This is a genomic window from Paracoccus sp. (in: a-proteobacteria) (assembly GCF_035556475.1).
Lineage (GTDB): Bacteria > Pseudomonadota > Alphaproteobacteria > Rhodobacterales > Rhodobacteraceae > Paracoccus.
Genome location: NZ_DATMFA010000076.1, coordinates 1 through 22,787, shown reverse-complemented (window position 1 = coordinate 22,787; position 22,787 = coordinate 1). Strand labels below are relative to the sequence as shown.

The following is a 22,787-nucleotide window of genomic DNA, read 5'->3' as shown; positions in this document are numbered from 1 at the left end:
GATTCAGGCCTCGCGCACGGCTGCGACACCGGCATCGGCGCGGGCGAGAGCTTTGTCGGCGGCGGTCAGGCGGCTGCGGCTGGTGTCGAAAACATGCAGCGCGCTTGGCCGGGCATGCAGCCAAACCTGCTCGCCGCCACGCCAGCGCGGGCTTTCGGTGGTGGTCATGAAAATCATCCGGCCCGCGCAATTGATCTCGACAATCCAACTGCCACCGGTCGGCAGAACGCCGGTGATGGTGGCCTCGTGATGGAAGCTGCCCGTAGGGATCGCGGCCTCGCTTGATGCGAGTTTCAGCGCCTCAGGCCGGATGCCGACAGAACCCAGATCGCTGCGATCCCCCAGCCGCACGCGCAGCCATTCCTTGGCGGCACGGTCGAGCGCATGATCCGAGGCGAGTTCGAGAATATTGATCGGCGGGCTGCCCACGAATTCCGCGACAAAGCGGTTCGCGGGCCGGTCATAGATGTCGTTGGGCGTCCCAAGCTGCTGAAGCGTGCCCTCATTCATCACCGCAATCGAGGTCGCAAGCGTCATCGCCTCCCATTGGTCATGGGTCACGAAAAGGATCGTGGTGCGAAATTCCTCGTGGATGCGCTTAAGCTCGGCGCGCATTTCCAGCCGCAGCCGCGCATCGAGGTTCGAGAGCGGCTCATCGAGCAAAAGGACGCCCGGATTGACCGCCAGCATCCGCGCCAAAGCCACCCGCTGCTGCTGCCCGCCCGAAAGCTGCGAAGGGTAGCGATTGCGGAATTTCTCGATATCGAGGGCCTTCATGACGCGGTTCACGCGCTCTTCACGCTCGGCTTTCGGCACTTTGCGCAGGCGCAGGCCGAAGTCGGTGTTGCGCTCGATCGTCAGATGCGGCCAAAGCGCATAGGACTGGAAAACCAGCCCCATGCCGCGCTTTTCCGGCCCGATAAAGACGCCCTTTTCGGCGCTATCGACCACGCGCTCGCCGATGCGAAGCTCGCCCCCTGAGAGGTTTTCAAGCCCGGCGACCATGCGCAAGGTCGTGGTCTTGCCGCAGCCCGAAGGGCCGAGCAGGCACATGAATTCGCCGTCGCCAATGTGAAGATCCAGCGCGCTCACGGCATTGGGCGAACCGCCGCCATAGGATTTCTGCACATTGCTGAGGATGATGTCCGGCATCAGTTTCCAAGTCCTTCGGCAAGATTGGTGCGGGTCAGTTTCTGCGCGAGCAGCGTGCCCGCATAGGCCAGCCCCGCGATAATAAGGACCACCGCATTGGCAGCCTGGGTGTAGTTGTAATCAACGAGCCGCAGCGAGAAGGTCGTCAGCACATCCGTCGCCGGCACCGCGAGGATGACAAAGAGGCTGAGGCCCTTGATCCCCGAGATGAAGGGCAGAAGGATGCCCGTGACCAGCGAGCCCTTCTGGATCGGGATCACCACCGAGGTCATGCGCTTCAGCCAGCCCGCGCCGACGATCTGCGCGGCCTCCTCGGGGTCTTTGCCAAGCTGCATCATCGCCGAAATCCCGGCCCGTGAGGCATAGGGCATCTGATCGGCCATCAGTGCGAGAACAAGGATTGCGGTCGTGCCGTAAAGCGCCGGAACCGGGCCGCGCGACACCGCAAAGAGCGAGAGATAAGCGGCAGCAAAGGCAATCCCCGGCACGAGATAGGGCATGAAAGTGACCTGCCGCAGGAAAACCGCAAGCGGGCGGAAGCTGGTTCGGACCACGACATAGCCGGTCAGGATGCCCAGAATGCCCGAGCAGATCGACGCCATGCCGACGATTGAAATCGTATTCCACGCCGCCCGCCAGAGATCGGGGCTCAGCAGAATTCCGGTCTTCATGGCAACCGTCGGCAGATCGCGCCCGATCCAGTAATCAAGCGTGAAGTTCGACCATTCGAAGATCCCCGGACGGCGCATGACCGTCGACAGCGCCAATGTGAAGATCGGCAGTCCGACGCCGAAGATGAACATCGTCCCGGCAAATCCGGTGGCAGGCAGCCGCCATTTTTTCAGCTTTGAGGCACGGTTCATCGCGCCTTTCGAGCCGACGGTGACAAAGCGGCGGGCCTCGCGCGCAAGCCAAGCGTCGATCAGGATCGCAATCATCCCGATCAGCATGATCGCCCCCGCAAGCACGCCAGCCACCCCGGTCTGGCGCGAACCGATCGAGCGGTAAAGCGAGGTCGCCAGCACGTCGAATTTCACCGGCAGACCAAGGACATAGGGCACGCCGAACTCGCCAAGGCATTTCGCGAAGATCAGCACCACCGCCGAAAGCAGCGCCGGGCGCATCAGCGGCAGGATCACCTGACGGGCAACCGTATAGGATGAGGCGCCAAGGATACGCGCGGAATCCTCGAGCTGGCTGTCAAAGCGGCGCAAAGCCGAGCCGAAGAGCAGGATCACGAAAGGCGTGTAATGCAGCGCCAGAATGACCGTGATCGGGAACTGGCCGTAAGCAACCCAATCGGGCGGGGTCAGGCCAATCGCCTCCAGCCAGCCCTGCTGACCGCCAACGGTGCGGTTTTTGAAAAGCGTCGACCAGGCCAAGGCAAAGGTCCAGGCGGGCAGCATATAGGGCACGATCAGCGCGGTGGCGAACCAGCGGCGCCCGAACATATCAGTGCGCGCGATCAGCCAGGCAAGGATCGTGCCGATCGCCAGCGACAGGACAATGGCACCCGCCGCGACTTTCAACGTGTTCAGCAGCGGCACCCAGAAAAGATCCTGTGCGACGCGCGAACTGAGTGCGCGTTCAAGATAGTAAAGCGTGAACGTCCCGCCCTCGGCCTTGATCCGGCGCTCGTCTCCGAACTGGACCGTAACCGAATCCCCGAGGATCGACAGAATCGGGACGATGATCAGGTAAAGAAACAGCACCGCCATGAGGATGCCGATAACCGTGGTCGGATCGCGCAGAGCGAGCCTCAGCCGATAGCGCAGACGCCCACCTTGGCCCGCCGCCCGGTCGATGTCGTGATCAAGCGAAGACACGGGCGGTCCCCCTGGTCTTCTGCGCGCATGCAGCATCGTCAGCAGAGCTGTGCAATGTCTTCCTCCCCGGCAGGGCGCAGCGGTCCGCGCCTCATCTCCTTAATTCAGATGGAAACAATGCTGCTCCACCCGCTCCTCCACGAGAAGCTTCCTACGGGAAATCCAGCACGTCAACATTTTTTGCACAGCTGTGCAAATATAGGCCGACGCATCCCTCGGCTGGCCGCTACCTAGCCGGGCAGGATCTCAGAATGATGACAGGATGCGCGCGGCCCGGACATCCGTCAGGGGCGCTACCTCCACAAGATGTAGCTGTAGAGCGAGGAATAGATCGTCCCTGAAAGCGGGTGCATGCGCGTACCTGCCAAGGCCCTGGCGATTTTCAGCGGTTGTCTGAGCGCCATATCGCGTCTCTCCATCAGCTTGCCTAAGGGATATTTCACCATATCCACGCGCTTGCTTGGCCAGTGCCAGAAAGACGATCAAAGAAAGCCTGCTGGGGGGCAAAACATGCAGGCCCAACACCCGCCGCATCCCGTTTTCAGGCCAAATCGCGGCCAGTGAGCCAGTGGCGAACGCGGCGGCATTCCTGGCGTGGACAGCGCGCCGCGCCCTCGCGAACTTGCGGAAGCCGGGACCCTGAAAAGCTTTGCAAGTGCAGCGAGGAAGACAACCCACAGTCAACCGGAATGACTAATTTATTCATTGACATCATCACGATTCGCGACCGAACCTAATGCACAGCTTCACAAGAAGCGAACCCCCTTGAGGGGGGCCAGGGAGGAAAAAGGATGAAAAAAGCGGTCGTGGTCGCCCTTGCCGGTGGCCTGTCCCTGCCTGCCTTCGCGGCAGCAGCGGGTGAGTTGAACCTTATCTGCGCGGCAGATGTGGTGATTTGCGAAAAGCTGGTCGAAGAGTTCGGCAAGGCCCATTCCGACATTCATGTGAATATGGTGCGGATGTCCTCGGGCGAGGCCTATGCGAAGATCCGTGCCGAGGGGCGCAATCCCCAGACCGACCTCTGGTGGGGCGGCACGGGCGACCCCCATCTGCAGGCAGCCGCCGAAGAGCTGACCGCCGCATATAAATCGCCCGTGCTGCCCGATCTGCGCGACTGGGCGCAAAAGCAGGCCGAGATCTCGGGTGATCGCACCGTCGGCGTCTATTCCGGCGCCCTCGGCTGGGGCTATAACACCGAGCTTCTTGAGAAAAAAGGCATCACCGGTCCGGCTTGCTGGGCCGATCTGCTTGACCCGAAGCTGAAGGGCGAAATCCAGATCGCCGACCCGAATTCCTCGGGCACCGCCTATACCGCGCTTGCGACGCTGGTGCAGCTGATGGGCGAGGATGAGGCCTTTGCCTATCTGAAAAAGCTGAGCGGCAATATCTCGCAATTCACCAAATCGGGCTCGGCTCCGGTAAAGGCCGCGGCGCGAGGCGAGACCGGCGTGGGCATCGTCTTCCTCCATGACGCGGTCAGCCAGAAGGTCGAGGGCTTCCCGGTCGTACCTGTGACGCCCTGCGAGGGCACGGGCTATGAGGTCGGCTCGATGTCGATTATCGAGGGCGCGCAAAACCCCGACCAGGCCAAGGTTTTCTACGATTGGGTGCTGACGCCCGAGGCGCAGAACCTGATGCCGACCGCAGGCTCGTTCCAGATCCCCTCGAACAAGAATGCCGTGCCCTCGCCCGAGGTGCCGGATCTCTCGAAGATCAAGTTGATCGATTACGACATGGCCAAATATGGCTCGACCGAGGTTCGTAAGGCGCTTCTAGCCCGTTGGGATGCCGAAATCGGCGGCCGCGCGGCGGAATGATACGTTCGAGGGCGCGCGCGGCGATGCTGCGCGCGCGTCTTTCCTTGCGAGTGACGAAAGCCGAGGGGCAGGCAGGGTCAGCGGCATGAATGCGGATAACAGGCGGCTCGACCGGGTGCTGGCGGGGGCGATCCTCGCCCTGCTCATCTTGCCGTGGTACCGGGTCAAATCGGGTTTCTTCAGCCTTGAATGGGTCGGCGAGCTGTTCTCGCGCGATGCCCTTTGGCCGGGCGCGCTACAGGCTTTGGCCGGGCGCTGGCAGCTTTGGCCGGTGCTGGTGCTGGTCGCGCTGACCATCGCATTGCGGGCAACGCCTTCGGGCGCGAAGCGCGGGCGCTGGCTGATTTGGATCGGCGTCCTGGGCCTTATCTGGATGGCGACGCAGGGCCTGTCCGTTGGCACGCGCGGCTGGAACTGGGGCGTTCTCGAACAGCTTTTCGGCGAGATCAAAGGCCAGCAGGCCTTTGGCGCGGGCGCGATTATCACGGGCCTTATCTTCACCTGCCTGATTTCCTTTGGCTTGGCCGAAAGGGGCGCGCTCAAAGGTGATGCCTTCATCCTGACCGCGATCTCACTCCTGATCCTCTTGGTCGCGGTCTTTGTCCTCTACCCGATCCTGTCGATTTTTACCGGCGCATTTCAAGACGTTGACGGTTCCTTCACTGCAGCGGGCGTGCGTCACAATATCGTCGATCCGAAAATCTGGAGCCTCTCTTGCCTGACCGGAGGCGCCTGCGGTGTCGCTTGGCGCACGCTGTTTCTGGCGATTTTGACCGCGACCGCCACGACGCTACTGGGGCTGGCCTGCGCGCTTGTCGCGACCCGGACGGGCTTTCCCTTCAAAAAGGGGCTGCGGCTCCTGACGATCCTGCCGATCATCACCCCGCCCTTCGTTGTGGGCCTTGCGCTGACCATGCTGCTTGGCCGCTCGGGGACGGTGACGCAGCTGATCCAATCACTGACCGGCATCGAGCTTGGCCGCTGGCTTTACGGGCTGACGGGGATCTGGCTCGCGCAGGTTCTCAGCTTTACCCCCGTCTCTTTTCTCGTGCTGATCGGCGTGGTCGAGGGCGTCAGCCCCTCGATGGAGGAGGCTTCGCAGACACTGCGCGCCGGGCGCTGGCGCACCTTCCGCAAGGTCTCGCTGCCGCTGATGGCGCCGGGGCTGGCCAATGCTTTCCTGATCGGCTTCATCGAAAGCATGGCCGATTTCGGCAACCCTCTGGTCCTTGGCGGCTCGGGTGGCGTCCTTTCGACCGAGATTTTCTTCTCGGTTGTCGGCGCGCAGAATGACCCCTCACGGGCGGCAGCTCTGGCGGCGATCCTGCTGGTCTTCACGCTCTCGGCCTTTCTGGCGCAGAGGCTTTGGCTATCGGGCAAGAACTTCGCGACGGTCGGCGGCAAGGGCGACGGCGGCAGCCATGCGGCATTGCCGGCGCGCGTCGCTTGGCCCGTCATCACCGTGGTTTCGCTCTGGGTGGCCTTCACGGTCGTCGTCTATGCGATGATCCTCTTTGGCGGTTTCGTGAAGCTTTGGGGCCTCGATCACAGCCTGACCATCGACCACTATATCCGCGCTTTCGGCATCAGCTTCGATGGCGGCATCCGCTTTACCGGGGTTGCTTGGAACAGCTTCTGGACCACGATGATGATCGCGCTGATCGCGGCACCGCTGACCGCAGCCGTCGGCCTCTTGACCGCATGGCTGATCGCGCGGCAGCGTTTCCCCGGCAAAGGCATTTTCGAATTCGTGCTGATGATGAGCTTCGCGATCCCCGGCACGGTCATCGGCATCAGCTATATCATGGCCTTCAACCTGCCGCCGATCCAGATGACGGGAACCGCGCTGATCCTGATTATCTGCTTTGTTTTCCGCAATATGCCGGTCGGCGTGCGCGGAGGGGTCGCCGCCATGTCCCAGATCGACGGCAGCCTCGACGAGGCCTCGCTGACGCTTGGCGCGACCTCGGGCCGGACGTTGCGCCGCGTGATCTTGCCGCTTCTGAAACCCGCGATCACCGCCTCGCTGGTCTATAGCTTCGTGCGCGCGATCACCTCGATTTCGGCGGTCATCTTCCTCGTTTCGGCAAAATACAACATGGCGACCTCTTACATCGTCGGGCTGGTCGAGAACGGCCAATACGGCGTCGCCATCGCCTATAGCTCGGCGCTGATCGTGGTCATGATCGCCGTGATCGGCGTCTTCCAGATGCTCGTCGGCGAGCGCAAATTGCGGCGGCCCAAGACCGCCCCCCAGAAGGTTTCGGAGGCCGTCACGTGAGCAATCCGCAAAGAGGCGCGGTCGAATTCCGCGCGGTGCGCAAGGATTACGGCAGTTTTACCGCGATCCCGAGCCTTGATCTGAAGATCGAGCCGGGGCAGCTGGTGACTCTGCTTGGCCCCTCGGGCTGCGGCAAGACCACGACGCTGCGGATGCTGGCGGGGCTGGAGAGCCCTAGCGCAGGCTCGATCCTGATCGGCGGGCAGGATGTGACGCGGCTCCCCGCGAACCGCCGCGATGTGACGATGGTTTTCCAAAGCTATGCGCTTTTCCCGCATATGTCGGTCTTGCAAAACATCGTTTACGGGCTCGAATCTGGCGGGATGGCGGCGGCATTGGCGCGCGAGACCGCCGAAAAGGGCCTCGATCTGGTCGGGCTCTCGGGTCTGGGCAAGCGCCTGCCATCCGAGCTTTCGGGGGGCCAACAACAACGCGTGGCCGTGGCGCGGGCACTGGTTTTGGAGCCGCAGGTGCTGCTGCTGGACGAACCGCTTTCCAACCTGGATGCACGGCTGCGAAGGCGCGTGCGAACCGAAATTCGCGAGCTTCAACAAAGGCTTGGCTTTACCGCCGTCTATGTCACCCATGATCAGGAAGAGGCGCTGGCGGTTTCGGACCGGATCATCGTGATGAATCGGGGCGAGATTGCGCAGGACGGCACCCCGCGCGAGCTTTACGAGGCCCCAGCATCGGAATTCATAGCGAATTTCATCGGTGAGGCCAATGTGGTCGAGGGTCAGGTGCTTGCGGTTGATGGCGGCCTTGCCCGCGTACTGGTGGGCGGGATCGAGACCGCCCTACCCGCCCGTAACGCAAGCCCTGGCCCGATCAAACTGGCCATTCGCCCGGGCGCCTTTACCGTCGGCACGCCCATGGGTATCGCGGGGCGCGTCCTGTCCTCTGCCTATCTTGGCAATCATGCCGAATATGAAATCGAGAGCGCCATCGGCCGGCTTTTCGTCACCGATTACGCCCATCGAACCCCACTGGCTGCTGGCGAGGAGGTCACGCTGGGGCTGAGCGGACAGGGCGTCGCGCTGATCTCCTAAGCGCTGGAAACCCGCTGACCCGCCACGCTTCACGGTGGGTCAGATGGCCACGCGCCACCATCATAGGTCGCAAGGCAGGGAAACTCTTGCCCTGACAGATGCTGCCAATGATAAGGAAACCTCACAGACTCTCATAAACTATCACACCCTCTGGCAGTAAAAGGATCAAGACATGGGCGGACGCCCCACTATCGAAGATGTCGCGACGGCCGCCGGGGTCAGTGTGGCAACCGTCGATCGTGTTTTGAACGGCCGCGCCAAGGTGCGCGAAGAAACCGCACGCAAAGTGTCAGAGGCGGCAGCCTCTATCGGCTATCACGGCGCCACGGCGATCCGGCAGCGGGTCATGGCCCATATCCCGGAGTTCCATATCGGCCTTGTGCTGCAGAAAGAGCGTCACGCCTTTTACCAGGAATTCGCCGAACGGGTCGCAGAAGCCGCGCGGAGTGATCCGTCGCGACGCTGGCGGCTGACGGTGAAATTCTCGCCCGGCCAATCCCCCGGCGATTTCGCCGAGACCATCGCAAGCATGGCGGGCAAGGTGCAGGCGGTGGCGGCGACCGGAATCGATCATCACGAGGTCACCTCGGCAGTCGCGCTGCTGCGCGGGCGCGGCATCCCGGTTTTCTCGCTGCTGTCGGATTTCGCGCAGGGGCTTCGGGAGGCCTATCTTGGCACTAACAATTTGAAAACAGGGAGAACTGCGGGCTGGCTGATGCATCGAACCCTGCCCCGGCGCGGCAAAATCGCGGTCTTTATCGGCGGTCATCGCTTCCACGGGCATGACCTGCGCGAGGCGGGATTTCGCAGCTATTTCCGCGAATATGCGCCCGAGGTCGAGTTTCTCGACACGCTGCTCAACCTCGAAACCCGGCAGCTGACCTATGAGACGACGCAGGAAATCATGCACCGCCACCCAGAGCTTGCCGGGATCTATTGCGCGGGCGGCGGCATGGAGGGGGCGATTGCGGCGCTGAGCGAGGCAGGCCCCTCTCGCGAGATCGCCCTCTTGGTCCATGAGCTGACACCGGAATCGCGGCAGGGCCTGATGCAAGGCACGGTCTCGGCGGTTCTGGGCACGCCGTTGCAGCAACTCGCCAGCGAAATCCTCAGCGCATCGGCGCATGTTTTGGAGCATGGCATGGCCGAAAGTCCAGGCCAGAGATTCGTCACCGCGCTGATCGTGACGCCCGAGAGCCTGTGAACTTGCAAGGTATCGCAGAAATGACAGAATCTATCATGCTGCGATGACATTCTCTCAAAGATGAGGGGAATAGTTCCTTAAAATGGTTGACCGGTTGGGGCTTCCTTTGGAATCTCATGGCCGGGATCCCCGTCACGAGGAGAAGCGCGGACCCTTCTAGACATGGGATGAGCCCGCTGCCCGAAGCACGCTTCGCGGCATTAGCTGAGGTTTGCCCGGAATCCGGCACGTCACCGGTGCGCCGGACACCGAATTGGGAGGATGAGAATGAAGAAATTTCTGCTGACGGCCGCGTCGCTGGCGCTTCTTTCAAACCCGGCGCTGGCCGAGAATATCGGCGTCTCGATGGCCGCTTTCGACGATAACTTCCTGACCGTGCTGCGTAACGGCATGGGCGATCACGCCAAAGAGCTGGGCAATGTCACGCTTCAGGTCGAGGATGCCCAGAACGATGTCGGCAAGCAGCAAAACCAGGTCGATAACTTCATCGCCTCGGGCGTGGATGCGATCATCGTGAACCCGGTCGATACCGATGCGACCGCGGCGCTCAGTGCAGCGGCTTCTGCTGCCGGCATTCCGATGGTCTATGTCAACCGCCAGCCCGCCAATGTCGACAGCCTGCCCGAGAAACAGGCTTTCGTCGGCTCGCTGGAACATGACGCGGGCCGGATGCAGGGCGAAGAGATCTGCAAACAGCTGAAGGCCGCGGGCCGGACCGAAGCCAAGGCCGCGATCTTGCTGGGCGAGCTGTCGAACCAAGCTTCGCGCGAACGCACGCAGGGCTTCAAGGATGTGATCGCCGGGGATGACTGCAAATTCATCACCGTCGCCGAAGAGCAGACCGCGAATTGGCAGCGCACCCAAGCGACCGACCTTGTCACCAACTGGATGTCGGCAGGCACGGCCTTTGACGCCATCGCCTCGAACAATGACGAGATGGCGATTGGTGCGATTCAGGCGCTGAAATCGGCAAGCAAAGACTTGGCTTCGATCGTGGTCGGCGGTGTCGATGCGACGCAGGACGGGTTGGCCGCGCTGCAATCTGGCGATCTCGATGCCACGGTTTTCCAGGATGCCAAGGGTCAGGGCGCGGGCGCGCTTGATACCGCGCTGAAGATTGCCAAAGGCGAGACGGTCGAGAGCAAGGTCTATATCCCCTTCCAGCTCGTGACCAAGGACAATCTGGGCGATTTCATCTCGAAAAACTAAGCCGCGACAGGCGTGGGGGCGGCTCCGCCCCCCGCCCCATCCTGAACGGGAGGAGCAGATGCTCGACCAAGCGGCGGGTCGCTATCAGGGCGAATATATTCTCGAAGTCGATCATATAGTGAAGGAATTTCCGGGCGTTAAGGCGCTCGACGGGGTCGAGCTGCGGCTGCGTCCCGGCTCGGTCCATGCTTTGATGGGCGAAAACGGCGCCGGGAAATCGACGCTGATGAAGATCATCGCAGGCGTCTATACGCCCGACGGCGGCGAGGTCCGCTTTGCCGGTCAGCCCCTTGCGATCAAGACGCCGCTTGATGCGCTGAACTCGGGCATTGCCATGATCCATCAGGAGCTGAACCTGATGAACTGGATGACGGTGGCCGAGAATATCTGGATCCGGCGTGAGCCGAAGAACCGTCTTGGCCTGATCGCTCATCGCAAGATGCGCGAGATGACCGCCGATCTTTTTGCGCGGCTGAATATCCGCCTCGATCCTGATGCACAGGTGAGCGAGCTGACGGTCGCGCAAAAGCAGATGGTCGAGATCGCGCGCGCGGTCAGCTATAATTCCGATGTGCTGATCATGGATGAGCCGACCTCGGCCATCACCGAAAACGAAGTCGAGCATCTTTTCGCGATCATCCGCGATCTGAAGGCGCGCGGTATCGGCATCGTCTATATCACCCATAAGATGAACGAACTCTTTGAGATTGCGGATGAATTCACGGTTTTCCGCGATGGTAAATATGTGGGCACCCATGCGTCCAAAGACGTGACTCGCGACGATATCATCCGCATGATGGTCGGGCGCGAGATCACCGAGATGTTCCCGAAGGTCGAATGCCCGATTGGCGAGACCGTGCTTGAGGTCCGCAATCTGACCCTGCCCGGCGTCTTTCAGGAGGTCAGCTTCTCGGTCCGCTCGGGCGAGATTTTAGGGATCGCCGGGCTGGTGGGCTCAAAACGCTCGAATGTGGCCGAGGCGATTTTCGGGGTCCACCCCGCACCTTTTGGCGATGTATTGATCGACGGGCGCAATGTTCAGATCACCTGCCCCTCGGATGCGATGCGCCACGGCATGGCCTTCCTGACCGAGGATCGCAAGGAGACCGGCTGCTTCCTGATCCTGAATTGCCTTGAAAATATTCAATCCGCGCTGATCACCCAGGGCCATGTCAAACGCGGCTTCATCGACCAGAAATCGGTGACCGCCAAGGCCGAGGAAATGGCGCGTTTGCTGCGGGTCAAGACGCCGGATCTGCTGGAGAAGGTCGAGAACCTATCCGGTGGGAACCAGCAGAAACTGCTGATCGCGCGCTGGCTTTTGACCAATCCGCGCATCCTGATCCTGGACGAGCCGACGCGCGGCATTGATGTCGGCGCGAAATCCGAAATTCACCGTCTGATCACCAATCTCGCCGTGCAGGGCGTCGCAGTCGTCATGATTTCCTCGGAAATGCCCGAGGTTCTGGGGATGAGCGACCGGATCATGGTCATGCATGAGGGCCGCGTTTCCGGCTTTCTCGACCGCGCCGAGGCCGATCAGGTCAAGATCATGTCGTTGGCCGCACAATGACGAGGGCAGAGAATGACTGACGCAATTGTAACTGCCGCGCCGCGCCGCCGCGCCTCGGTCTCGGAACTCAACATCCTGCTGGTTCTGGTCGCGATCTGCGCCGTTTTCGAGATGCTGGGCTGGATCACGCAGGGCCAGAGCTTCCTGATGAACTGGCAGCGGCTTTCGATCATGATCCTGCAGGTCTCGGTGGTGGGGATCATCGCCATCGGGGTGACGCAGGTGATCATCTCGGGGGGCATCGACCTCAGCTCCGGCTCGATTGTCGGCGCAACCGCGATGATCGCGATGAGCCTTGCCCAAGCCTCGGGCTATGAGCGCGCGGTCTATCCCGCGCTGACCGGCCTGCCCGTCCTGATCCCGGTCGCGGTTGGGCTACTGGCCGGGCTGATCGCCGGGACGATCAACGGCGCGCTGATCGCCTATACCAAGATCCCGCCCTTCATCGCCACGCTTGGCATGATGGTGACGGCGCGGGGTTTCGCGAAATGGTACACCAAGGGCCAGCCGATCTCTTTCCCAAGCGATGCCTATGCTTGGATTGGCAAGGGCATGCATCCGGTGATGATCTTCATCATCGTCGCCGCGATCTTCTATGTCGTGCTGAAATACACCCGCTATGGCAAATTCACCTATGCTATCGGGGCCAATCCGCAGGCCGCGCGGGTCTCCGGCATCAATGTCGAAATGCAACTCGTGAAGATCTACGCGGTCGCGGGCCTCCTGTCGGCTTTGGCCGGGATCGTGGTCAGCTCGCGCGGGCTGACGGCGCAGGCGGGCATGGGTACGATGTACGAACTCGACGCCATAGCCATGGCCGTGATCGGGGGCGTGTCGCTAACCGGCGGTCGCGGCACGATCCTTGGGACCTGCATCGGCATGGTGATCTTTGGGGTGATTATCTCGGGTTTCACCTTCCTCAGGCTCGACGCCTATTACCAGGAAATGATCAAGGGCGTGATCATCGTCGCGGCCGTGGTGGCCGACGTCTACCGCCAGAAAAAGCGCAGCAAGAAGGCGTAAATCCCATGAAAGTTTCGTTGCTTCTGACCTCTGCTCTCGCGCTCGGGCTGGCCGCTCCGGCGATGGCCGATACCCTCAAGATCGGGGTTTCGATGACCTCGTTCGACAATCCGTTCCTGACAATCATCCAGAACGGGATCAAGGAAGAGGCCGCCAAAGAGGGCGTCGAACTGATCGTCGAGGATGCCCAGCTTGACGTCGCGCGCCAGCAAAATCAGGTCCAGAACTTCATCGCCAACGGGGTGAATGCGATCATCGTGAACGCGGTCGATGGCTCGGCCTCGCCTGCGATGACGCGGATGGCGGTCGAGGCCGGCATTCCGCTCGTCTACGTAAACCACCCGCCCGCCGAACATGCCCAGATGCCCGAAGGCACCAGCTTTGTCGGCTCGGATGAGGTCGAAAGCGGCACGATGCAGACGCAGGAGGTCTGCAAGCTTCTGGGCGGCAAGGGCGATATCTATGTGCTGATGGGGCCCTTGGAGAATGAATCCTCGAAGATCCGCACGCAGGATATCGAGGATGTCATCGCGACCCCGGATTGCGCGGGCATGAAGATCATCGGCAAGCAGGTCGGCAATTGGAGCCGCACCGAAGGCCAGGATCTGACCGCGAACTGGCTGACCACCGGCCAGCCCTTCGCCGCGATCATCGCCAATAACGACGAAATGGCGATTGGCGCGATTCAGGCGCTGAAGGCCGCAAGCGTCGATATGAGCAAGGTCGTCGTTGCCGGAATTGATGCCACGCCCGACGGGCTTGCTGCGATGAAGGCGGGCGATCTCGACGTCACCGTTTACCAGAATGCGAAAAAGCAGGGCGAGGCGACGCTGCAAGCCGCCGCCAGCATGGCCAAGGGCGAAAAGGCCGAGGGCAATATCTGGATCCCCTTCGAGCCGGTCACCCCGGACACGATTTCAAAATACGAGTGAGAATATGAGCGGGACGAGGTCTTTGGGCATAGCGCTGATCGGCACGGGCTTTATGGGCAAGTGTCATGCAATGGCTTGGCGCAATGTCGCGACGGCCTTTGGCGGGGTGCCGCCCCGGCTGGAGGTTCTGGCCGACGCGCCTCTCGAAAAGGCGAAGACGGCGGCGCAGGCTTACGGCTTTGCCCGCGCCACCGCCGATTGGCGCGAGGCGGTGAATGATCTGGCGGTGGATGTCGTCTCGATCACGACGCCGAACGGGATGCATCGCGAAATGGCCGAGGCCGCTTTGGCTGCTGGCAAGCATGTCTGGCTGGAAAAGCCGATGGCGCTGACCGTCGCGGATGCGGAGTCGATGGCCCATGCCGCGCGCGCCTCTGGGCGGGTGACGATACTTGGTTACAACTACACCCGCTCGCCCGCTTTCCGCGCGGCAGCCGAGCTGATCCACCAAGGCGCAATCGGCCGCCCGATCCATTTTCGCGGGATGTATGACGAAGATTACATGGCCGACCCGAGCCTGCCGTGGAGCTGGCGGCTGACCCGAGAAGGCGGCGGTTTGGGCGCGCTTGGCGATCTCGGCTGTCACCTCGTCTCGGTCATGATCGCGCTGATGGGTGATGTCGCGCGGGTCTATGCCCAGATGGATACGGTGGTCACCGACCGCCCGCATGGCACCACCACGGCGCGGGTCGAGAATGAGGATCAGGCGCAGGCGCTGATCCGCTTCACCTCGGGCGCGTCGGGCGAGTTCTCCTGCTCGCGCGTTGCGCGGGGCTGTCGCTGCCGTCTTTTCTGGGAGGTTCAAGGGACCGAGGGCACGATCCGCTTCGATCAGGAGAACATGAACGAGCTTTGGCTTTACCAGCCCGGCGCCCCTGAGGTTGACGGTTTCCGCCGCATCCTCACCGGCCCGGCCCAGCCCGGTTTTGCCGCCTTCTGCCCCGCGCCCGGCCATAATTTCGGCTTCAACGAGCAAAAAGTGGTCGAAGCCGAGGCGCTCCGCCGCGCCATCGAGGGCGTCGCCCCCGCTTGGCCCGACTTCAACGCGGGTCTGGGCATCGAGCGCATCATTCACGGCATGGCCCAATCCGCGACAAGCGGGCAGGCCGTCACTTTCTAACCAACGACATTTGAAAGACTGCGGCCCCCGCGCCGCGAAACGGAGCAAGAAAAATGACATTGAAGATCGGGGTCATCGGGACCGGAGCCATCGGTCAGGACCACACTCGCCGCATCAATCAGGTGCTGGCCGGGGCTAAAGTGGTCGCGGTGAATGACGTCAACCGCGAGAATGCGCAGGCCTGCCTCACCGCCTACGCCCCCGAAGCGACGATCTTTGACGATCCGATCGCGCTCATCAACGATCCGGGCGTCGATGCAGTTCTGGTCTGTTCCTGGGGGCAGACCCATGAGGAATATGTGCTGGCGACCATCGCCGCCGGAAAACCCTGCTTCTGCGAAAAGCCCTTGGCAACAACGGCTAAAGGTGCGGAAAATATCGTCAAGGCCGAGGTCGCGGCGGGCAGGCGTCTGGTGCAGGTAGGCTTCATGCGCCGCTACGATCCGGGTTATCTCGCGCTGCGTCAGGCCGTGCAAGAGGTCACGGGCGCGCCGCTGATGGTCCATGCCGCGCATCGCAACCAGCGCGTCGGCACGAACTACACCACGCCCATGGCGATCCATGACACGCTGATCCATGAGATCGACGTTTTGCGCTGGCTGCTCGACGACGATTACGTCTCGGCCCAGGTCTTTTTCCCGCGCAAAGGCCCGCGCGCTCATGAGAAGCTTCGCGATCCTCAGGTCGTGGTGCTGGAAACGAAGAAAGGCGTCGTGATCGATGTCGAGGTCTTTGTGAACTGCCATTACGGCTATGATATCCAATGCGAAATCGTGGGTGAGGACGGGATCGCCAAGCTGCCCGAGCCGATGTCGATCCAGACCCGCTCGAATGCGCGCTTGTCGAACCCGATCCTTACCGATTGGAAGGACCGCTTCATCGACAGCTATGATTATGAGCTGGCCGATTTCCTGAAAGCCGCCGCCAAGGGCACCGCTGCGGGTCCGACCTCGTGGGACGGCTATGTCGCCGCCGTCACCGCCGATGCCTGCGTAGCCGCCCAAAAGGCCGAGGGCGTGCCGGTCCGCATCACCTTGCCCGAGCGGCCGGCGCTTTACGCATAAGGACGCGGCCGATGCGCTTTGCCCTGAACCATATCGCCGCGCCGCAGATGCCGCTGCCAGATTTTCTGGCCATGGCGCAGCGGTTGGGTATGACCGATATCGAGATCCGCAATGATCTTCCCGACGATATCGGCACCATCCCGCCCCGCGCGCTACGCGAAATGGCGGGCGATACGGGTGTGCGGATCCTCACGATCAACGGGCTTTATCCCTTCAACCTCTGGTCGGATGATCTGGCAAGCCGCGCCGCGCGCCTTGCCGATTACGCGGCCGAGGCCGGGATTGGCGCTTTGGTGATGTGCCCGCTCAACGACGGTCGCATGGTCGAGCATTCGCATGTCGTCGATGCGCTGCATCACCTGCACGCGATCCTGAAGGCGCGCGGGATCATGGGCTATGTCGAGCCTCTGGGCTTTCGGCGCAGCTCGCTTCGCCGCAAGAACGAGGCGATTGCCGCGATCACCGAGGCGGGCGGATTTGATCACTTCGCGCTGGTGCATGACACATTCCATCACCGGCTTGCGGGTGAGGACCGGCTTTACCCGCACCGCACCGCGCTCGTGCATGTCTCGGGCGTGGTCGATCCGCAGATCCCGCTTGAGGCGCTGGAAGACGAGCATCGCGAGCTGATCGATCACCGCGATCTTCTGGACAATCTCGGGCAGCTGCGGGCGCTGCTGGCGGATGGGTATGAGGGGCCGATCAGCTTCGAGCCCTTCTCGCCCGAGACCCATGCGAACCCGAATATCGAAATTGCGCTGGCGGAAAGCATGGGCTTCCTGCGCCGCGCTTTGAACGAAAATGGATAGAATGACGAAATCTCTCGATCTCATCACGATTGGCCGCTCTTCGGTCGATCTCTATGGCGCGCAGGTCGGCGGCAGGCTCGAAGACATGCGCAGTTTCAACAAATATGTCGGCGGCTCGCCCACCAATATGGCGACCGGAACCGCGCGGCTCGGGCTGAAATCGGCGCTGATCACCCGCGTCGGCGATGAGCATATGGGCCGCTATCTCCTTGAGGAACTGGCGCGCGAGGGCGTCGATACGCGCGGCGTCGTGACCGATCCCGAACGGCTGACGGCGCTGGTTCTGCTGGGGATCCGCGATGAGGACAGCTTTCCGCTGATCTTCTACCGCGAGAATTGCGCGGATATGGCCCTGTGCGACGACGACATCGACCCCGCCTTCATCGCCGAGGCTCGCGCGGTCGTCGCGACCGGCACGCATCTCTCCAACCCCCGGACCGAGGCGGCCGTGCTGAAAGCCCTGCGCCTTGCCCGTGAAACGGGCGGGCAGACGGCGCTGGATATCGACTACCGCCCGAACCTTTGGGGGCTCTCGGGTCATGGCGATGGTGAAAACCGCTTTATCGCCTCCGAGGCAGTCACCGCGAAACTGCAATCGCATCTCGCGCTGTTTGACCTGATCGTCGGGACCGAGGAGGAATTCCATATTGCGGGCGGCACCACCGACACTTTGCAGGCGCTTCGCAATGTCCGCGCAGTGTCGAATGCCACGCTGGTCTGCAAACGCGGCGCGGCGGGGGCAGTTGCTTTCACCGGCGAGATCGCGGATTGGGACAGCGGCGAAACCGGGCCGGGCTTCCCGATCGAGGTTTTCAACGTCCTTGGCGCGGGCGATGGTTTCATGTCGGGGCTGCTGAAAGGTTGGCTCGATGGGGAAAGCTGGCCGGTGGCCCTGAAATACGCCAATGCCTGTGGCGCTTTCGCGGTCAGCCGTCACGGCTGCACCCCCGCCTATCCGTCATGGGCCGAGCTTCAATTCTTCCTGTCGCGCGGTATCCGCGAAAAGGCTTTGCGCAAGGATGCCGAACTGGAACGCATCCACCGAGCCACCAATCTCCACCCGCTGACGGGCGATCTGCGCGCCTTTGCCTTCGATCACCGTATGCAGATGGAAGCGCTGCCGGGGGCCACGCCCGAACGGATTTCGCGGTTCAAGACGCTGTGTCTTGATGCCGCGCTGATGGTGCAGGACGGGCGCGAGGGTTATGGCATTCTCTGCGACGACCGGCTCGGGCGGGCGGCGCTCCATAAGGCTTCGGGGACCGGGCTTTGGGTCGGGCGTCCAACGGAATGGCCGGGCTCGCGCCCGCTGCGGCTGGAGCCCGAGCTTGGGGCATCCAATCAAGGGCTGGTCGAATGGCCGGCGGGGCAGACGGTTAAGGTTCTGTGCTTCTGCCACCCGGATGACGATGCCGCGATGCAGACCGATCAAGAGGCGACCGTGACCCGGCTTTATCAGGCAGCGCGGGCGAATGATCTGGAGTTTCTGCTGGAAATCATCCCCTCGAAGGTCGCGCCGGTCGATGATGACACGACCGCGCGACTGATCCGGCGCTGGTATGAGATCGGGGTCTATCCCGATTGGTGGAAGCTCGAGCCGCTGCAAACCGATGCCGCTTGGGAAAAGGCGGTGGCTACGATCACCGAATACGACCCCTATCTGCGCGGCATCGTCGTTCTGGGCCTTGAAGCCCCCGAAGCCGAACTGGCCGCAAGCTTCGCCAAAGCCGCCAAGCATGAGCTGGTGCGCGGCTTTGCCGTCGGGCGCACGATCTTTAGCGACACCGCCCGCGACTGGATGGAGGGCCGCGTCGATGATGTTGCGGCCACCCGCGACATGGAACGCCGTTTCCGCAATCTCTGCGAGTTGTGGGACAATGCCCGAAAGGAAGCCCGCCCATGACCACGATCCGTTTGACCGCCGCTCAGGCGATGATGCGCTGGCTTTCGGTGCAGATGACCGAGGAAGGCGAGCGTTTTATCGACGGCGTCTGGGCGATCTTCGGCCATGGCAATGTTGCCGGGATCGGCGAGGCTTTGCAGGGGATTGGGGATAACCTCCCAACCCTGCGCGGCCAGAACGAGCAGACCATGGCCCATGCCGCCATCGCCTATGCCAAGGCGAAAAAGCGGCGTCGGGCGATGGCCGTGACGTCCTCCATCGGGCCGGGGGCCACGAATATGGTGACGGCGGCGGCGCTTGCCCATGTGAACCGCCTCCCCGTGTTGCTCATCCCCGGCGATGTCTTCGCCAATCGCCGCCCCGATCCGGTGCTGCAACAGATCGAGGATTTCGACGACGGCACGGTCTCGGCCAATGACTGTTTCCGCCCGGTCAGCCGCTATTTCGACCGCATCCAACGCCCCGAGCAGCTGCTGACGGCCCTGCCCCGCGCGATGCAGGTGATGACCGATCCCGCGACTTGCGGGCCGGTGACGCTGGCCTTTTGTCAGGATGTGCAGGCCGAAGCCTATGACTGGCCCGAGGCGTTTTTTGCGCCCAAAGTCTGGCGCATCCGCCGCCCCGAGCCTGACCGGCACGAGCTGGCCGAGGTGATCGAAGTGATCCGCGCCGCAAAAGCGCCGGTGATCGTCGCGGGCGGTGGCGTGATCTATTCAGGGGCCGAGGCCGCGCTCCTGGAGTTCGCCCGCAAGCACCGGATTGCAGTGGTGGAAACGCAGGCCGGGAAATCGGCGATTGATTGGCAAGAGGGGCTCAACTTCGGCTCGGTCGGCGTGACCGGAACCGATGCCGCGAATGCGCTTTGCGCGCGGGCCGATGTCGTGATCGGGGTCGGCACGCGGTTTCAGGATTTCACCACCGGCTCGTGGTCGGGCTTCAGCAATCCTAACCGGCGGCTGATTTCCATCAACGTCACCGGCTATGACGCAGGCAAACACGGGGCGACTGGCCTCGTCACGGATGCTCTGATCGCGATTGAGCAGATCAGCGCGGCGCTTGGCGATCAGATCTTCCCCGAGCCGGATGCGCGCCTGCGCGACGATTGGTATGCGCTATCGGATCGCGCCATGGCCGCGCCCAATCAGGCGGGGCTGCCCTCGGATGCGCAGGTGATCGGCGCGGTGCAGCGGCAGGCGGGGCCGGAGACCGTGGTGATGTGCGCGGCAGGGACGATGCCCGGGGCGCTGCACACGCTTTGGCGCGCGGCTCCGGGCGGCTATCACATGGAATATGGCTATAGCTGCATGGGCTATGAGATCGCGGGGGCGCTTGGCATCAAGCTCGCGCGGCCCGAGGCGGATGTGATCTGCATGGTTGGCGACGGCAGCTATATGATGGCCAATAGCGAGCTTGCGACGGCAGTGATGTTGCGCCAGCCCTTCATCACCGTTCTGACCGACAATCGCGGTTACGGCTGCATCAACCGGCTGCAACAGGGCTGCGGCGGGGTCGCGTTCAACAACCTCTATGCCAGCTCGAACGTCGTCGACCAGCCGCAGATCGACTTCGTTGCCCACGCATCGGCGATGGGGGCCCATGCCGAGAAAGTCGGCTCGATCGGCGATCTTGAAGCGGCGATCCGGGCGGCGCGGGCACGCGAAATCCCCTCGGTCATCGTCATCGACACCGAGGCCGAGACCGGCGCGGGCATTGGCGGCGGCTGGTGGGACGTGGCTGTGCCCGAGGTAGGCGAAACCGAGAAACTGCGCGCGGCGCGTGCGGAATATGAAACCAGACAGGCCCTTCAGCGGCTGGTGAATTGAGGCAGTACGATGATCCTTTTCGGAACCAACCCCATCGCCTGGTCGAATGACGACGACCAAACCATCGGCGCGCATCTGAGCCTCGACGATTGCTTGAGCGATTGCCGCAAAATCGGCTTCGACGGCATCGAAAAGGGCCATAAAATGCCCAATGACGGGGCCGAGCTGAAGGCGAAGTTGGGCGAATATGGGCTGAAATTCGTCGGCGGCTGGCATTCGACCAATCTGCTCACGAATGACGTCGAAACCGAACTGGCCGCGATGCAGGGCTTTATCGATATGCTGAAGGCGGCGGGCTCAAAGACGCTGATCGCGGCGGAATGCTCGAATACGATACACGGCTCGGAAGGGATCGGGATCCTCGACCGGCCGGAGATGAAGGGCGATGAATGGGCGCGCTTTACCAAGGGGCTGACCACGCTCGCCGAAGAAGCCGCGCGTCAGGGCATCGAGCTTTGCTATCACCACCATATGGGCACGGTGATCCAGACCGAGGGCGAGATCGACCGGCTGATGGCGGAGACCGGCAAGGCGGTGAACCTGCTCCTTGATACCGGGCATTGCTATTTCGGCGGCGGCGATCCGGCGGCTTTGGCTGCGCGACATATGGGGCGCGTTCGCCATATCCATTGCAAGAACGTCCGGGCCGAGGTGATGGAGAAGGTGATCTCGGAAAACATGTCCTTCCTCGACGGCGTCCGCGGCGGCGTCTTCACGGTTCCGGGCGATAGCGAGGGCGCGGTCGATTTCCCGCCGGTGCTGAGCGAGGCCGCACGCGCGGGCTATCAGGGCTGGCTGGTGATCGAGGCCGAGCAAGACAGTCTGATCCGCGATCCGCTGCGCTATCAGTCGATGGGCTATACCGCGCTGAAGCAAATGGCGGCGAGCGCGGGGCTGTCCTGACATGGGTATTTTGATGATGAAGAAAAAGGCGAGGCTGACATGAGCTTGCTGAGAAAGCCGAATGGCGCGCGCGGATTGGTCCATCAGATCACCCCCGAAAGCGCGGGCTGGGGCTATGTCGGTTTCGATCTCTGGCGGCTTGCGCCGGGTGAAGAGGCGCGTGGCGTGACCGGGGATCGCGAGGTCATTCTGGTCGTGGTCGAGGGCAAGGCACGGATCGAAGGTGCCGGTCAGGATTGGGGCGTCATGGGCGAACGGATGAGCGTCTTTGAAAAGACGCCGCCGCATTGCCTTTACTTGCCCAATGGGTCCGAGTGGCGGGCTGTGGCGGAAAGTGATCTGGTGCTGGCAGTTTGCTCGGCCCCCGGTTCTGGCGGCCATTCCGCACGGCGGATCGGACCGGAGGGGATCACGCTGACCCAGCGCGGGATCGGCGCGAACACCCGCTTCATCAACAATATCGCGATGGAGAATGAGGATTACTGCGATTCACTGCTGGTGACCGAGGTTTTTACGCCGCATGGGAACTGGTCCTCTTATCCGCCCCATCGCCATGATGAGGATGATTTCCCGAATATGACCTATCTGGAGGAGACCTATTACCACCGTCTCAATCCGGCGCAGGGTTACGGCATTCAGCGGGTCTTTACCGAGGACGGGACGCTTGATGAGACCATGGCAGTCTCGGATGGCGATGTTGTTTTGGTGCCGAAAGGGCATCACCCCTGCGGCGTGCCCTATGGCTATGAGATGTATTATCTCAATGTCATGGCCGGGCCGCTGCGCAAGTGGCGCTATAACAACCACCCCGACCATGACTGGATTTGGCAGCGAGATAACGGGTGAGAAAGGGGCGCTGCAAATCATTGGCCTTGGCATCGGCCCTTCAAAGGCAGAAACCTTCTGGACCGATTTCCTGCGCTCGCTGCGCGCCCGCGGATTGGGCGGGGTCAGGCTGGATGGGCGTCCCCGCGCCGGAGACCTTTCCGGCAACGCTCTTCGCACGTATCCGCGCAAACGCTGTCCGGGCCGAAGCCAGCGCGGCACAGATCTACCCGGACCCGCGCGGCGAGCTCGCGCTCCGGCGAGAGATCGCGGG

17 protein-coding genes and 1 pseudogene are annotated in these 22,787 nt (G+C 62.4%); 16 read left to right on the top strand and 2 right to left on the bottom strand.

Translation table 11 applies throughout. From position 1 onward, the window contains the following. Positions 1-3: 3 nt before the first annotated feature. The gene (locus VNQ78_RS09985; RefSeq protein ID WP_325689217.1) at positions 4-1,152 is read right to left on the bottom strand and encodes an ABC transporter ATP-binding protein; all 1,149 of its coding nucleotides are present in this window, start codon (positions 1,150-1,152) and stop codon (positions 4-6) included. Beyond that, a complete protein-coding gene (locus tag VNQ78_RS09980; RefSeq protein ID WP_325689215.1) occupies positions 1,152-2,978 on the bottom strand; it encodes an iron ABC transporter permease in 1,827 nt (608 codons plus the stop codon). The genes VNQ78_RS09985 and VNQ78_RS09980 overlap by 1 nt, the downstream gene beginning before the upstream one ends. 791 nt (positions 2,979-3,769) lie before the next feature. Between VNQ78_RS09980 and VNQ78_RS09975 the strand changes: the two genes are divergently transcribed. The 16 genes and pseudogenes from VNQ78_RS09975 to VNQ78_RS09900 all read left to right on the top strand — a co-directional run. Further along, positions 3,770-4,795, top strand: coding sequence for an ABC transporter substrate-binding protein (locus VNQ78_RS09975; RefSeq protein ID WP_325689213.1), 1,026 nt, complete (start codon positions 3,770-3,772; stop codon positions 4,793-4,795). A gap of 85 nt (positions 4,796-4,880) precedes the next feature. After that, on the top strand, positions 4,881-7,076 hold the full coding sequence (locus VNQ78_RS09970; protein WP_325689211.1) for an iron ABC transporter permease: 2,196 nt from the start codon (positions 4,881-4,883) through the stop codon (positions 7,074-7,076). Continuing rightward, positions 7,073-8,125: an ABC transporter ATP-binding protein gene (locus tag VNQ78_RS09965; protein WP_325689209.1), complete on the top strand. Its 1,053-nt coding sequence runs from the start codon at positions 7,073-7,075 to the stop codon at positions 8,123-8,125. Before VNQ78_RS09970 ends, VNQ78_RS09965 begins: the two co-directional genes overlap by 4 nt. A gap of 172 nt (positions 8,126-8,297) precedes the next feature. Further along, positions 8,298-9,329, top strand: coding sequence for a LacI family DNA-binding transcriptional regulator (locus VNQ78_RS09960; protein WP_325689207.1), 1,032 nt, complete (start codon positions 8,298-8,300; stop codon positions 9,327-9,329). Positions 9,330-9,596: 267 nt separating this feature from the next. Continuing rightward, positions 9,597-10,538 (top strand): sugar ABC transporter substrate-binding protein, encoded by a 942-nt coding sequence (locus tag VNQ78_RS09955; protein WP_325689205.1) that lies wholly within the window; start codon positions 9,597-9,599, stop codon positions 10,536-10,538. 58 nt (positions 10,539-10,596) lie between these two features. Beyond that, a complete protein-coding gene (locus tag VNQ78_RS09950; protein ID WP_325689203.1) occupies positions 10,597-12,111 on the top strand; it encodes a sugar ABC transporter ATP-binding protein in 1,515 nt (504 codons plus the stop codon). A 12-nt stretch (positions 12,112-12,123) separates the two neighbouring features. Beyond that, positions 12,124-13,134 (top strand): ABC transporter permease, encoded by a 1,011-nt coding sequence (locus VNQ78_RS09945; RefSeq protein WP_325689201.1) that lies wholly within the window; start codon positions 12,124-12,126, stop codon positions 13,132-13,134. Between the two features lie 5 nt (positions 13,135-13,139). Then, on the top strand, positions 13,140-14,066 hold the full coding sequence (locus tag VNQ78_RS09940) for a sugar ABC transporter substrate-binding protein (protein WP_325689199.1): 927 nt from the start codon (positions 13,140-13,142) through the stop codon (positions 14,064-14,066). 4 nt (positions 14,067-14,070) lie between these two features. After that, a complete protein-coding gene (locus VNQ78_RS09935) occupies positions 14,071-15,186 on the top strand; it encodes a Gfo/Idh/MocA family oxidoreductase (RefSeq protein WP_325689197.1) in 1,116 nt (371 codons plus the stop codon). Between the two features lie 53 nt (positions 15,187-15,239). Next, a complete protein-coding gene (locus tag VNQ78_RS09930; protein ID WP_325689195.1) occupies positions 15,240-16,250 on the top strand; it encodes a Gfo/Idh/MocA family oxidoreductase in 1,011 nt (336 codons plus the stop codon). An 11-nt stretch (positions 16,251-16,261) separates the two neighbouring features. Beyond that, positions 16,262-17,059: a TIM barrel protein gene (locus VNQ78_RS09925; RefSeq protein WP_325689193.1), complete on the top strand. Its 798-nt coding sequence runs from the start codon at positions 16,262-16,264 to the stop codon at positions 17,057-17,059. 1 nt (position 17,060) lies between these two features. Continuing rightward, positions 17,061-18,962 (top strand): bifunctional 5-dehydro-2-deoxygluconokinase/5-dehydro-2-deoxyphosphogluconate aldolase, encoded by a 1,902-nt coding sequence (locus VNQ78_RS09920; protein ID WP_325689191.1) that lies wholly within the window; start codon positions 17,061-17,063, stop codon positions 18,960-18,962. Then, positions 18,959-20,785, top strand: a complete 1,827-nt coding sequence (gene iolD, locus VNQ78_RS09915; protein WP_325689189.1) for a 3D-(3,5/4)-trihydroxycyclohexane-1,2-dione acylhydrolase (decyclizing) — start codon at positions 18,959-18,961, stop codon at positions 20,783-20,785. The genes VNQ78_RS09920 and iolD overlap by 4 nt, the downstream gene beginning before the upstream one ends. A 9-nt stretch (positions 20,786-20,794) precedes the next feature. Beyond that, positions 20,795-21,688, top strand: coding sequence for a myo-inosose-2 dehydratase (gene iolE / locus VNQ78_RS09910; RefSeq protein ID WP_325689187.1), 894 nt, complete (start codon positions 20,795-20,797; stop codon positions 21,686-21,688). Positions 21,689-21,727: 39 nt separating this feature from the next. Continuing rightward, positions 21,728-22,534 carry a 5-deoxy-glucuronate isomerase gene (gene iolB / locus VNQ78_RS09905; protein ID WP_325689186.1) on the top strand — a complete coding sequence of 269 codons (807 nt, stop codon included), beginning with the start codon at positions 21,728-21,730 and terminating at the stop codon, positions 22,532-22,534. Position 22,535: 1 nt separating this feature from the next. Then, a pseudogene (locus VNQ78_RS09900) lies at positions 22,536-22,646 on the top strand (transposase); the annotation flags it as partial. Positions 22,647-22,787: the final 141 nt, after the last annotated feature.